The sequence below is a fragment of the Micromonospora parva genome, from assembly GCF_040649675.1.
Lineage (GTDB): Bacteria > Actinomycetota > Actinomycetes > Mycobacteriales > Micromonosporaceae > Micromonospora > Micromonospora parva.
In genome coordinates, this window is sequence record NZ_JBEZFX010000013.1 from 95,258 (window position 1) to 109,348 (window position 14,091).

Genomic DNA, 14,091 nt, shown 5'->3' on the forward strand with positions numbered 1-14,091 from the left:
CCCCCTCAGCCGTCGAGCCGGTAGTGCAACAGGAGGACCAGGTCGGTGAGGCCGTCCGGGTCGGCCGCCAGCGTGACCGGGGCACCGAGCACCAGCGGATCGGACTGGCCCACACACTGGTGCAGGTCAGCGTCCCGGTTCAACGTCACCGGGTCACCGGCCACCGTGAGGTCGTACGTCCCGGGATCACCGTCCACCCGCGCGTACCAGGTCACCTGGTCCACCACCGGCTGGTGATCGCGGGCCAGGTACGGCAGGTGCTCCGGGCCGATGGTCAGTTCGGTGCTCTGTTGCTGGGTGAGCTGCCACCATTCGTCCGGGAACTGGTGGCGCAGGCTGTAGGCCTGGTACAGGCCCGTCCGGCCGGCGTCGACCAGCATCTCGTTGAGCACCTCTCGTAGGGAGTCCTCGACCAGGCCGCGCAGTGTCGAGCCGCCGTCGCGGGCGGTGTACCGCAGGTGCAGGATGATGTCGCTGATGGTGTCGTAGTCGAACTGGCGGACCGCCGTCGGCAGTTCCAGCCGCCAGGTGCCAACCGCGCCCTTGCCCTCGAACGGCAGGTAGCGGTCGTCGGCGAAGTTCAGCTCGAACATGCCGCTGTCGCTGAGGCCGCTGCTGGTGGCGATCGACTCGATCCCGCCCACGTTGTACGCGAACCGGTCGTCGCCGGGCACCTCGGTGTACTTGTCCTTGGCGCTGGTGGCGCCCTGCCGGGCCGCGGTGCCGGTCCGGTACCGGTTGGCGATCAGGGACAGCTTCGCGGTGACGGGGGTGTACGGGCCGGCCACGCACGGGATGGACAGGCTGACCGTACGCAGCCGGCGGAAGTAGTGCCCCGGGTGGTCCAGGTCGAACAGCGCCTCCGGCACGTTGATCAGGCAACTGCCGGTGGCCCGCAGCTCGATCAGCGCCGCCGGGTCGAGCTGTGCCAGCGAGACGTGCCGGGTCAGCTCGCGCTCGCGGCTGTGCCGGTCGAGGTAGGCCACCTCCATCCGCTTCAGGTCGTGGCGCAGCGCGTCGGCCACGGTCAGCCCCTTGCGCAGGCTGTCCCAGTAGCCGGGTTGCAGGAACGTGGCCTCGCTGCCCAACTCGTGCGCGAAGCACCGCTCGGCCTTCTTCGCCACGTCGAAGGCGAGCTGGTACGCCCCGAAGTAGACGGAGCTGGCCCGGCTCACCATCCACTGGTACAGCTCAGTGTTCGTGTACTTGCCGCGCAGGTACTCCTCGGTGGCCCGGGCGTTGTCGGCTTCCCGGTCGTGCGCCGCCAACTCGTCGGTGAGCATGGCCACGTGCAGCCGCCCGGTGAGGATCTGCTGGTCGAGCTGGGTCAGTTCCAGGCCGGCCAGCGCCGCCTGGTGTTCCCAGTCGTCCATCCGGCGGCGGTAGCCACCCTGGTTGGCGGCCATCCCGGCGGCCTTGTCCAGCGCCCGGGCGATCGCCTCCAGGGTCATCACGGCCGAGTCGGCGGCGGCGCCGACCTTGTCCCCGCCGATGGTCAGGGTCACTGTGGGTGAGCCACCGAAGCCGGCACCGCCGGTGGTGAAGTCAGGTATCAGCTTCAGCCCGCCGGACAGGATGTAGCCCACCGCGATCGCGGCCTCGCCGAGCAGCGACACCCCCGACAGCGCCGTGGCGGTGATCTCCCAGGCGTTCATGTACGGCCGACCGGCGTAGTAGCGTTGCCGCTCCTCCACCACCTTGCGGCTCAGTTCCAGGGCCGCGACGTTGCCCTCGGCCTCCGCGATGGTGGCGAGCTTGACCGCCCGTACCGCGTCGAGCAGGGCGATCTCCTGGCCGGCGCGCAGCCGGGCGAGTTGCTCGGCGTCGCGCTTCTCCATGGCCGCGAGCAGCCCGCCGCCCAGCTCGCCGACGTACCCGACGAGTTCGGTGGCCTTCTGGGCCAGCACCCGGAAGCGGTAGTTCGGCAGTGGTGCGCCGAGCCCGGCCAGGAACGACGAGACGGACATGCCGGCGGCGGCGGCCCGGACCAGTGCCCCCGGGTCGATCGGTGGTGAGAACAGGGCGAGCATGCTCTCCACCCCGTCGATGTTCTGGCAGTTGCGGATCTTGAACAGCCGATCGGCGATCAGATCCCACAGCCGGAGCATCTCCTCGTTGGGCGGGACGCAGAAGTACAGCGCCGAGTAGCTCAGTGGGCTGGGCAGCTCGGCCCCGCCGTGCGGCAGCAGGTCCAGGTCGGGGATCAGGTTCTCCAGGTCCAGCAGCGCGTTGCCGAACAGGTCCACAGAGGCCTGAAGCTGGTTGACGGTGGCCGGAGCCGGAGTGACCAGCGGCGGCACCACGCTCGGCTTCGGCCCGAGCAGTTTGTCGGCCAGGATGTACAGCTGGGTGGCCTGGGTGACGGACTCCCTGGTGAACTGCCGGAACAACTGGTCACCCCAGTCGACGAGGTTCTTCAGGTAACCGAGCACCACGGCCAACTGGTAGGCGACCGGCCGGCTGCGGGCCACCACGTGCGGGTTGAACGGCTTCGCCCGCCACTGCTCCACAGCGAACTTCAGGTCGGTGATGCTGGCCCCCGACGGGTCCGCCGCGATCGCCGTGAGAATGTCGCCGATCCGCTGGCTGATCAGCTCGGGCGCCCCGGTCTGGAAGAACGGCTTGGTGACCCAGTACTTCTGTGGGGCCGTGGCGCCGTCGGCCGTGCCGACCGGGTTGAAGATGTGGTGGAACCAGTTGCGCGCCTCGGCGAAGCGCTGGTCCCGGTTGAGCCGCATCGCGATGTCGAACGGCAGGTGGTAGAACAGCTCCCAGTTGTAGCCCGAGTACGCGCCGTCAGCGGCGAAGTCCAGGTCCTCCACCGGGTACGGCGACACGACCACCGGCTGCGGCTGGTAGGTGGCGGCGAAGTCGAACCCCGTGTTGGTGAGCTGGGTGCTCCGGCTCAGCAACGCCGACACGCCCGAGCGGTAGACGGTGGCCCGGAGGAAACACAGCAGCGGGTGGTAGAAGTTAGCGAACTTCACCCCGTACGAGAGGGTGTCGTAGACCTTGAACTCGGCGACCAGCCGGTGGTATTCGGCGTCCTGGGTCATCGCCTGCACGGCGGCAGCGAGGTCGTGCGCCGGATCCTCGGCGTACCGGCGCAGGTATTCGGTGAGCAGCGCCAGCACGTCGCGGACGAACTGGTCCACGTCGCTGTACGTCTTCTCGATCCGGTCCGTCGGGTCCTCGGCGCGCCGGTCGTAGAAGCCCGGGATGATCACGTAACCGCGGTCGTAGTCGCCGTAGAAGTACGGCATCAGGGTGCCCAGTGGCAGCACCGGCCGGCGGTCCTGGATGCCCCGGGCGTTCTGCCAGATCCCCAGCAGCATGATGATCCAGTCGAGCAACGACATCTGCATGGGGTACGTCACCCGGAACCGGCCGGGCGTCTGCGCCGCCAACGTCTGGTACGCGCCCATCAGCGGAGTGCTGATCGCCAGGTCGTTCTGCGTCCGGGAGACCAGCTCGGTGAACCGTTCGGCCAGCAGCTTGGTGTCCTTGAACACCGGTGACAGCAGCAAGCTGCCGGAACCGCCGCCCGGCATCGGCTCCGGATAGCCCCGGCAGCCGGTCAGCGCGAACGAGCCGACGAACTCGACACCGGTGAGCACGCTGATCGCCTGGCCGGCCTCCCCGGCCGCGTACGCGAAGCAGGTGAACTCGTTCGCCGAGGGCAGGTCCTCCTGGTAGCCGCTGGCGGGGTAGTACAGCGCATCCTTGGAGATCTTCTTCGGCTGCCAGCGGTCCTGTGCCCGCTCACCGATGGCCAACTGGATCCGCCACCGCCGGCGCGGCCGATCCGTCTCCGTGCCGCCCGGCGGGATGCCGTCCGGGTCCGGAATCTGGGAGGTCTGCGAGGTGTCCGTCTCCTCGGTGAAGACCGGCCAGGCCAGTGTGAGCCGGCTGTTGCGGTCGAAGGCGAGCAGGTGGTCGCCCGCGATGTCCAGCGGCACCCGCCGCCACGGCGTCCAGTACCGCTCCCGCTCGAACTGCCGGTGGTAGTACACCGCCGGGTCGCCGCCCCGGGTGCGGGCGAACACGTGCAGGAGATGCCTGTCGTGCTGGTAGTAGCAGGCCATCACGTCCAGGTGTGCCAGGTCGTCCAGCTTCTCCAGGTACGCGATGGTGGCGTTCTCCACCGCCAGGTCGGTCAGCTCGTCCTGCTGCAACTGGTCGTCCAGCTCGCTGAACAACTCCGACTTGTCGTCGCGCAGCTCCGGTTGGATCCAGTTCTCCGGGTACAGGAAGATCTTCCGGTTGGCCTCCCACACCCGGTAGTTGGCCATCCAGTCCCACTGCTCCCAACCCGGGTCCTCGGTGACCGCGGCGACGCTGTCCGGTTCCAGTCCCAACAGGCAGCGCTGCACGAACAGTTGCACTGTGGCGTGCGCCTGCACGATGCGCGACGTCGCCATGCAGGCGCCCATCTCGACGTCGATGAGGAAGTTGTCGTACAGGTCGTTGGTGTCGCGCAGCGCCGGGTTCTCGGCCAGCAGGTACGCGACCAGCGCGTCGCGCTTGGCCACCCGCAGCCGGTCCTGCACACCTTGGAGCACCCCGAGCCACTCGGCCTCGGCGTACCGCGCCTTCAGGGCCTGCCGCATGGTGGCCACGTCCGCCGCGGTGGTGACCGGCTGGCCCAGCGGCACCGCCGCCGCTACCGGCAGGCCCAGCCGGCGTAGCACTGTGAGCGCCTCGGCCAACCGCTGGACCGTCACCGGCGACCGGTACGCGGTGAGGTTCGCCGCCGACAGTTCGAGGTGGGTGTCCAGGTCGGCCAGCGTGGTGACGTCCCAACCACCGAGCTGCGCCAGATGGGTGTGGACCTGCGCGGCGGTGGTGCCGGCCGCCAGGACCAGGTCGAACAGCCCGTACACCGTCCACGGCGCGGCCGCGTCCAGCGGGTTCGCCACCGGCGGGTAGGCACGGGCCAGCTCGACCCCGGCGGCCAACCGGATCCAGTCGGCCAACGGGGCCGGTGGCCGGCCGGTCTGGTACGGCACCCGGTCCGGGGCCAGCCAGCCGAGCGGCGCGGCGTTCGTCAGCAGCCAACCGAGGTCGGCGTCGGGCACCGTCAGGTGGTCGACGAGCCGGCTCAGCACGTGCAGCAGGCGCAGGGCCCGGTACTGCTCGTCGAACCCGGCCGGGGTGACCGCCGGCGGCGCCGGCGGCTCGTTCACCAGGTCCACCAGCGCGTCGTCGGTGAGGACCGCGAGCAGCGGCCGGGTCAGCTCCGCACCGGCCAGCACCGTGGTGGCGGCGTCCGCCGAGAACCCGAAGGTGTCGGCCACCGCCGTCGTCGCCAGCTCCTGCTTGGTACGGGTGTACGCGTAGCTGGACAGCGCCGTGGTGATGGCCAGCAGCAGCGTGGTCTGCTGGGCCTCGGTGGGGTTGGCCACGATCGCCGCCGTTATCGGTGTGGTGTCCACCAGGGCGGCGAGCTTCGCGTCGACGAACTGCGCCGGGGTAACCGCCGCATCGGTCCAACTGCCGTCCACGACGGACACGAAGCCGGCCAGGTCCGCCTCGGTCATTCCGGGCACGGTGGCCAGCAGGGCCCGCATCCCCGGCAGGTTCTCCTCGGGCGGCGCCGCCGGGTCGACAGCGGGCCGGGTGCTCGCGTACGCGCTCTGGTAGGCGGCCTGCAACCCGGTGAGCACCGCCGTCAACGTCTCGTCCGGCAGGTCCCGCACGGCCAGGTCGTCGGCTTCGTGCCGGAGCAGGTAGCGCAGATCCGCCGGGCGGATGCCGGTGCCGGCCCGGGCGGCGTCGAACCGCTCGACGAAGACCAGCGCGGTGGCCGGTGCGGTGAGCGGATCCGACCCGATCAGATCCTTCATGATCAGGTACTCGGCGGCGGTGAGCCCCAGCGCCCGGGCCAGCAGCGTGCCGGCGTACACCGCGTGCAGGTTGGCGTTGCTGACGATCGCCGGGGCCGGCAGGTCGGCCACCAGCAGCGCGGTGTCCGCCGTCGTGGCACCCAGGCAGGTCGCCAGGTACGCCTCGTGCGCCGACAGCGGAGCACCCGAGCCGGGTGTGGTCAGCTCCGCCTGCTCGTTGGCGAGCACGTTGGCCGGCTCGAACGCCGCGAGGACCGGGCCGTTGGCCGCGTTGCGGAACACCTCGGCGTAGCGCGACTCGTCCAGCGGCGCGAACAGGTCGACCACCACTGGCAACGGCAGCCCGAGCCGCGCCGCCAGCCGGTGCAGCGCCGCCACCGTGACCAGGAAGTCGTCGTCCAGGGCGCCACCGCCCAGCGCGTCGGCCCGGATCGCCCGGTCCAGCAGCTGCGGCGTCCAGCCGGTGCAGGCCGGCGCGCGCAGCAGGCGCAGGAACCGGTGGATCCGGTCCAGGCGCGCGTCGGTGAGCTGCTGGATCCGCTTCGCGCTGAGATCGGACCCGGTGTCCAGGTGCTTGACGAACATGACGTTCCCGGGATTGACCCAGGCCAACGCCAGCAGTTCGGTCAGCTCCCGATAGTCCAGGCGCGCCCGAGGAAGGAAATTGTCCACCCGGGCGATGCCGCCCAGAGCGCCGAGCGGCGCGGTGTTCCAGATGTCGTCCTGCGCACCCGGGTCGGCATTCACCACCAGGTTCCGCTGCGCTTCGCTGATCCCCAGTTCCTCGGCCGCGATGGCCTCGTCGCTCGGGCCGATCGGCCGCCGCAGCGCCCGCATCAGATCGGCCCGGGGGATCTCGAACTGGGCGAAGTAGCTGCGGGTCTCCTCGTGCGCCAGGTCGAACGGCAGGGCGAACGCGTACCGGCTGCCGGCCAGCACTGTGTAGGCGGCACCGTTCACGTACTGCGGCGCGGCCGCCAACTCCGCCGCGGTGCCGGTGCTCTGGCGCAGTCGGCGCACCAACCACCCACCGGACCCGTCCGGGGTCGCCTTGGCCACCACGCCGGTGTCCCGTACCACGCGGGCCCCGGCCAGGTCCGGCTCATACACCAGGGACCGGTCGGTGAACGGCCAACCCTGGCCCTGCAACAGGCTCAGCAGCCCGGCCGACGGCGCCTCCACCGGATCGACGCCGCCGCTCAGCGGGCCGGCGAACGCCAGACCGGCGTCCGGCGCCACCGCCTCCTCCAGCAGCTCACACACCACGTCCAGGTAGGGCAGCGGAAGGTTGGTGTTGTCACAGCTCAGATCCAGGTCACCGAGGTCCGGCCGGCGGCCGTACAACACGTCCCGGGCGACCTTGGTGGCCGGACCCGGCGTGTCGGCGTCGGTGACCAGCCGGTTGCCGAGGAACTGAAGGACGTCCACCAGGTACGCGGCGGCGCTGTGCACACTGCGGCACGGTTCGCAGTAGCTGGAGTCGGCGAGCTGGAACAGGCTGGCCAGGTTGGGAAAGTCGGCGCTGACCGGGGTGAGGTCCGGAGCCGCCGAGCCGCCCAACGCCTGGACCGGCAGCGCCCGCGCCGCGCTCTGGAGTTCGCCGGCCAGCAGACCGCTCGCCACGTGCACGTCCACCGCCCGGCGATACACCGACCGGGCCTGCTCGTCGGTGAACCGGCCGGTGTCCACGGCGGTGGCCACGAACCGGGTCTCGCCGAGGGCGTGGATCCGGGCCGCCGACGGCACGTTGGCCCCCAGCAACGCCGTGGTCTGCCGGTACGTCGGCGCCAGCTTGAAGATCCGCTGCGCGGCCTTGAGCGCCGGTCGACCGGTGCGCAGCCGCTCCGGGTGGTCGCGCAGCAGCCGCTCCACGTTGCCGGTCGCGAGGTCGAAATCCGGGTTCGCGGTGAGCAGTTCGAGCACCGCGTCCCGGTGCCCACCGAAGGCGCGCTCAGCCACGCTGGCCCGCTCGCCGCTGCCGTCGGCCCGCCCGCCCGCGGCGTCGGCTGCCGGGTCGGCGTCGGCTGCGGTCCCGACCGTGGCGCCCGCATCGCGTTCGAGCTGCGCGGTGAAGGCAGTGGTGGGATAGCGCCGCTCCAGCTTGCGGGCCAGCGCGCCGGCGTGCAGGTCGATCAGCTCCGGCCGGACCGGCTGACCGGCGACCCGGACATCAGCGGTGCTGTCCCCCAACACCCGGCGCCAGTCCGCCGGGGCCAGCCGGGCCAGCCGGCGTACGTCGGTCGCCCGCTCGATCCCCTCGCGGTGGCGGACCCGGTCGACGATCGTCTCGTCGTAGCCCAACACGTCGGCCAGCACGCTCGCCGCGCCGGCCGCCTCGGCGACCGACCGGTCGGGAAACGCCGCCGCGTCGGCCAGCCGGGCGATCAGCCCGGGCAGGTCACCGGCGGCGTCGGTGGCGAGGAGACTCTGCACCCGCTCGTGCGCCCCGTCGACGAGGAACCGCTCCACCCGCCCGTACAACACCTTCGGCCGTTCCTGCGCGACGTACTCCTCGGCCTCCGACCGCACCCGGGCCAGCATCTCGAGGATCCGGTCCAGCTCGCCGAGCAGGTCCTTGGGAACGTACCGGTGGCGCACGGCGTCGGCGACGGCGTTGCGGACGGTGTCCTCGTCGAGCAGGGCGATGTCGTAGTACAGCGGCCGCAGCTCGGTGTTCAGATCGACGTCGAACCGGGCCAGCGCGGCGCCGGTACGACTCGCGGTCAACAGCGTCCGCTCGGCGAGCAGCGCGTAGCCGAACATCGCCGGCAGCTTGTACGACGCCGCCAGCTTCTGCGCCACCCCGAAGTGCGCCAGCGCCGTCGCGGGCAGTCCGGTCTCGGCGGCCAGGAACGTCACATCCTCGGCCTCGTCGTCCTGCCGCAGCTCGGACAACGGCACCTCGCCGAGCAACGGGACGATCGTGGCGAGGATCCGCTCGTACTCACTGCGTTCCCGCTCCCCACCCCCGGACAGATCCACAGTGAGCACGGCCAGCTCGGGAGCGTTGAACAGCACCGCGCTCAGCGGCGGGTCGGACAGGAGACGATCGCCTGCGGACACCCGGACGAACAGGTCAGCGGACTGCTTCTCGGAGCGGGTGAACTGGTCGCGCGAATAGTCGACGCGATACAGCCCGTCGTCCCCGGTGCTCGCCTCGCCGAGTTGCTCGGCGTGCCGCAGGTCCCGGTCGAACGCGCCGACCGTCAGCGCGTTCGCCGGCCGCCCGTCGGCCCAACGCACCCGGCCCACCACCACGAACCGGGACGGCGGCTCGGCCAGCACCATCTGCACCACGTCCCGGGTCGCCCCGTCCACAACGCCGGTCACCGGCAGCTTGTGCGCCCGTTGGAGTTCGGCCACCCCGCGGCGGGTGGTCGGCCCGTACCGGGCGTCGACGAGTTCGTCGGTGGCGATGTCGACGGGCATCCGCAGCAACGCGGCGTGCAGCCGCCGGACGTCGTCGCTGGGGCGGTGCCGCCGCGAGCCCAACGGGCTGGTCATGAGCATCTCCGATCGTCCAGCAGCCGGCGACGGCGGCTGACTGACGCCGGTGCGACCGGGGGCTACCCGGCATCCTGCGGATCAGAGCAGCCCGGGAGCATCGCACTGTCCGAGATCCGCCTGCCCGTCTGGATGAACGGCGGCGGGCACTGCCGGTACGGCCGGTGGCGGACCTGACTACTGGTGCTCGCTTCGGCGATGGGCTCGACGCGTACTCGCTGACGAAGGGCTCCCCGAGCCGGCGCGGCCTCTCCTGCGGCGACCCGGTGAAACGCGTGGAGTTCGCCCCGGGCTTCCGGACCACAGAACTCGTCGCGTTCGTACACACCGAGGTCTCGCCGGAGTACAAGGGGCTGGTGATGCCTGTTCACATCCGTTTCGACGTCATGAGCGAAACATCGCTGGCACGCCCGTTCCCATGGGCCCTCGGAGCCGCGCGAAACGGCACAAGGCGATAGAAGCAGTGCCGTCCGGGCCAAGGCCGGGAATACCCGCCCTCCCGGGACCACTTTCTGCGACCGGGCCATGCCCGCATCATTGGCGATTACGGTCCTTTGACGTGACCATCATTTGCGTTGTCGCGGTGGCGCTCAGTCTGACCACGCCCGCCGTGGTGCCCGCGTCACCGGCGCGACTGGCCGCGCCGTACGTGCCCTGCCCGGCCGTGAAGCCGCCGGTTGCCCCACCGCCCGCACCGTCTCCGCCGCCGGTCGACCCCGCCGACCTGGCCGTGGGCGGTGAGTCGCTGGCCACTGCCGGACTGTCCATTCCGGCCGGTGCGTCGAACGCCCCGGCGGTGACCGCCACCTCGTGGCTGGTGGCCGACCTCGACAGTGGCGCGGTGCTGGGTGGCTGCGGACCGCACGAACGCCGCACGCCGGCCAGCGTGCAGAAGATGTTGCTCGCCGCGGCCCTGATGCCGCACCTCGACCCGACGCAGGTGGTCGAGGTGACCCGGGCGGATCTGCGCGATCTCGATCCGGCCAGTTCGGTGATGGGGGTGGTGCCGGGCGGCCGGTACTCGATCGAGAGCCTGTGGCTGGGGCTTCTCCTGAAGTCGGGAAACGACGCCGCCAACGTGCTGGCCCGTGTCGGCGGTGGCAGCACCGGCCGGCAGGGCGGCGTGCAGGCGATGAACGACGAGGCCCACCGGCTGGGCGCGAACCAGACCCACGCGGCGACACCGTCCGGCCTGGACGGTCCCGGCCAGTACACCAGCACATACGACCTGGCGTTGATCGCGCGGGCCACCTACGCCCGCGAGGACTTCCGGCGGTACGTCGCCACCCGAGTGGCGGAGATACCGGCCGGGCCGGGACGGCCCGGCCTCTCCCTCACCCACGACAACACGTTGCTGGACCGCTACCCGGGGACGCTCGGCGGAAAGACGGGCTTCACCGACCTGGCACGGCAGACGTACGTGGGGGTGGCCGAGCGCAACGGACGACGGCTCGCCGTGACCCTGCTCGGCGCGGAGACCGCGCCGCTGGGCAGCCTGGGCGAGGCGGCGGCGCTGCTGAACTGGGGCTTCGCGCTCTCCCCCGACGCGTCGGTCGGCCGCCTGGTCGGCCCGGACGAGAAGAAGCCTGACCGTCCGGTCTCCCAGGTGAAAGCCGATCAGGCTCGGACCGGACGGTCGATGTCGTGGATGGCCATCCTCGGCCCCGGCGCCGGCGGTGTCCTGGCCGTCCTGCTCCTGGCGGGTTCCGTGCGGCGAAGGGCGGCGCGGGCGGCAACCAAGCCGTCATCGGGATGAGGGGACCTTCGCCGCAGCTCGGGCCGTCGGCGGCCAGGACCGTGGTTCAGGAGCGGAAGGCGTCGCGGAGAAAGGTCTGCAGCGTACGCGCCGGACGGCCGGTGACGTGTTCGACGGTGTCGGTCACCTCGGCGAAGCCGCCGGCGCGGACACGCTCGAACGTCAGCGCGGAGAGGTCTCGTTCGAAGCCCTCGGAGCCGGCAACGGCCTCGTCGATCGTCACGTCCCGGTGGGTCACGGGACGTCCCGCCGCGGCGGAGAGCAACTCCGCGGTACGCGGCAACGACAGGGCCTCCGGACCGGATATCTGGTACGTCTGACCGGCGTGCCCGGGATCGAGCAGAGCCCGCCCGGCGACGGCCGCGATGTCCCGTGCGTCGATCCAGGCCACCAGAGCGTCGCCGCTGGGAAACGGCAGCTCGCCGGCACCGGTGATCTGGCCGCGGTAGAAGCGCGGGTCGGTGAAGACCTGCATGAACCAGCCCGGCCGCAGGACCGTCCACTGGCGCCCGCTGTCGCGGACCGCGCGCTCGACGCGGGGCGCCCAGCCTGCGGGCCCCGGCTGGTCAGCGCCCGGATGGCCACCGTCCTTGTCGGACAACAGCACGACCTTGGTCCGGGGCGCCATCTCGGCCAGCAGCGCACCGATGAGTTCCGGCGCGTCCGCGCGGTCCGGCCGGACCACGTAGACCGCGTCGACGCCGTCGGTCGCCGCCGCCCAACCGGACGGTTCGTCCCACGAGAAGGCGGTGGGCTGGACGCCGTTGATGCCGGGACGGGACGGATCCCTGGTGCCGCCGCGCACCTCGACGCCCTCCCGTGCCACGAGCAGCTCGGCCAGCGGTGCGCCCGTCTTGCCGCGTACCCCGGTCACCAGCACCCGGATCGCGGCAGCCGACGTTGATGTCCGCATCCTGCGCCCTCCTCCCCGGTTCGGCACCTGCTGGATCGTATCGCCGACCCTGACGATGCGGGGCGGTCCGGCGGCTCGGGCGCCGCCGAACGATGCCCATCGTGATCCCTGTGGCCTTGTCCATGCGTTCCGGGTATAGGTTCGGCGGATGGACATCGTCGCCGCGTGTCGGGCCTTCGTCGCCGTCAGCGGCCACGGCAGCTTCACCTCCGGTGCCGCCGCAGCGGGAATCCCCCAGTCGGTGGCCAGCCGCCGCATCGCCGCCCTGGAGGAGCACTTCGGGTCGCGGCTGTTCGACCGGACCTCCCGCGCGGTCCGCCTGACCCCGTTCGGGCAGGACATGCTGCCGACAGCGCGACGCCTGGTCGACCTCGCCGACGCCATGGCCGACGACGCCGAGCGGGCCCGGTTGCGGCCGCTGCGGGTGGCCGTGCCCGAAATCTGCCCGCCGCACCGCCTCGCCGCCCTGGTGGCCGCCGCCCGACGGCAGCGGATCCACCTGGAGGTACGGCCGGCTGGTCCGCAGGAGCGCGCACGGCTCTGCCAGACCCTTGAGGTCGGTACCGGGATCGTGGCGGTTCCGGAGGCGACGGCGCTCTGGCGGGTGCCGCTCGGGCTGGCCGCCCGGACTCCCTTCCCGGCACCGACGGTGTTCCTGGAGACGCTGCGCACCGGCCGCGCCCGAACGCAGGCACGCCGCCGGATCCTGATCCAGCCCGAGGACGACGTCGCGCACCTGCGGGATCCGCTGACCCGCGCCGGCCAGTCGACTGGTCTGGCACCGGCCCAGGTGTCGATCGCGCCATCCCTGGTCGACGCCGCCGCGGCGGCCCTCGGCTCCCCCGATCTGCTGCTGTGCTCCCGTCAGCAGGCCGACGACTTCGGGCTGCACTGGTGCCCCCTCGCCGGCCTGCGACTCGTACGGGGGTACGCCGTCGCCGCCGGGGCACGCGAGGACCTCGACCAGCTCCGCACCGTCCTGTACGCGGACATCGCACGATGCCTGGGTGCGGCCGGGGACGGCACAACCGGTGACCGGCCGGAAGGGACTGCGACATGAGCGCCACCACCGTCGTACGCAACGCGCGTGACCTGCTGGACGAGGCAGGACTACGCGGTGCCTTCCTCGTCCGCGACCTCGACACCGGCCAGGAGATCGGCTTCGACGCCGACACCCCGTACCCGACAGCGTCACTGGTCAAGGTGCCGCTGGCGGTCGCCGTGCTGGAGCGGGTCGGGCGCGGGGAACTCGACCCGGCGACACCTGTCGACGTCGCGCCCGGTCGGATCACCACACCAGGCCCGACCGGGATCAGTCGCTTCCGCCATCCCGCGCGGGTCGCCGTGGACGACCTGCTCTACCTGAGCACCGCCGTCAGCGACGGGGTCGCCGCCGACGCCCTGTTCGACCTCGTCCCGCCGGCTGCGGTCAGCGCCGAGCTGCGGCGACTAGGGATCGAGGGCATCGCCGTGCGCCACCGGGTCGGCGACCTCGCCGAGACGCCGGCGGAACGATTCGGCCCCGACGACGCGCACCTGGCGCATTCCCTCGCCATCGGCGCGGCGACCCCCGGGCAGGGCCATCCCGTCGCCCAGCTCGACGTCACCCGCGCCAACGCCGGGTCGGCACGGGCCTTCGTCGACCTGCTGCACGCCCTGTGGCGCCCCTCGACGATCCACGAGAACACCGCCGCCCGCGTACGCGCTCTGCTGGCGGACAACCTGCACCGGCAGCGACTCGCCCCCGACTTCACCTCTGACGCGTCCCGCTGGTCGTCGAAGACCGGCACGCTGCTGCACCTGCGCCACGAGGTAGGGGTGGTGGATCATGCCGACGGGCAGTCGTACGCGGTCGCCGCGCTCACCGCCTCCCGGGTCCCCGCCGTCGCACAGCCCGGCAGCGAGGCGACGATGGCCCAGGTCGCCCGGAGTTTGCACGATCACCTGAGGACCGGCACCCTGCCCTGGTGGGGTTAGTCCGCGCTGGTGGCCCGGGCTCGCCGCTCGCGCAGCCAGACCAGCACCACCATGGCGATGTTGACGGCGCCGAGGACCAGCAGGCCGCGTCACCG

General features: G+C 71.6%; 5 protein-coding genes. 3 read left to right on the forward strand and 2 right to left on the reverse strand.

The features are described 5' to 3' along the window. Positions 1 to 5: 5 nt before the first annotated feature. On the reverse strand, positions 6 to 9,350 hold the full coding sequence (locus AB0C03_RS27795) for a Tc toxin subunit A-related protein (RefSeq protein ID WP_357639861.1): 9,345 nt from the start codon (positions 9,348 to 9,350) through the stop codon (positions 6 to 8). 559 nt (positions 9,351 to 9,909) lie between these two features. Here AB0C03_RS27795 and AB0C03_RS27800 point away from each other — a divergent pair. After that, positions 9,910 to 11,106: a D-alanyl-D-alanine carboxypeptidase family protein gene (locus AB0C03_RS27800; RefSeq protein WP_357639863.1), complete on the forward strand. Its 1,197-nt coding sequence runs from the start codon at positions 9,910 to 9,912 to the stop codon at positions 11,104 to 11,106. 46 nt (positions 11,107 to 11,152) lie between these two features. On the opposite strand, the gene AB0C03_RS27805 is transcribed toward AB0C03_RS27800, so the two are convergent. Then, entirely contained in the window at positions 11,153 to 12,019 is an 867-nt protein-coding gene (locus AB0C03_RS27805) for an NmrA family NAD(P)-binding protein (RefSeq protein ID WP_210864584.1), read from the reverse strand. A 148-nt stretch (positions 12,020 to 12,167) separates the two neighbouring features. Here AB0C03_RS27805 and AB0C03_RS27810 point away from each other — a divergent pair, with 148 nt between their 5' ends. Both AB0C03_RS27810 and AB0C03_RS27815 read left to right on the forward strand, forming a co-directional pair. Continuing rightward, positions 12,168 to 13,079 carry a helix-turn-helix domain-containing protein gene (locus tag AB0C03_RS27810; protein WP_210858096.1) on the forward strand — a complete coding sequence of 304 codons (912 nt, stop codon included), beginning with the start codon at positions 12,168 to 12,170 and terminating at the stop codon, positions 13,077 to 13,079. Further along, the gene (locus AB0C03_RS27815) at positions 13,076 to 13,996 is read left to right on the forward strand and encodes a serine hydrolase (RefSeq protein ID WP_357639866.1); all 921 of its coding nucleotides are present in this window, start codon (positions 13,076 to 13,078) and stop codon (positions 13,994 to 13,996) included. The genes AB0C03_RS27810 and AB0C03_RS27815 overlap by 4 nt, the downstream gene beginning before the upstream one ends. Positions 13,997 to 14,091: the final 95 nt, after the last annotated feature.

Bases quoted from the DNA above. Each gene is read 5' to 3' on its own strand.
- AB0C03_RS27795 (WP_357639861.1), bottom strand. From the start codon at position 9,350: ATGACCAGCCCGTTGGGCTCGCGGCGGCACCGCCCCAGCGACGACGTC.
- AB0C03_RS27805 (WP_210864584.1), bottom strand. From the start codon at position 12,019: ATGCGGACATCAACGTCGGCTGCCGCGATCCGGGTGCTGGTGACCGGG.
- AB0C03_RS27810 (WP_210858096.1), top strand. From the start codon at position 12,168: ATGGACATCGTCGCCGCGTGTCGGGCCTTCGTCGCCGTCAGCGGCCAC.
- AB0C03_RS27815 (WP_357639866.1), top strand. From the start codon at position 13,076: ATGAGCGCCACCACCGTCGTACGCAACGCGCGTGACCTGCTGGACGAG.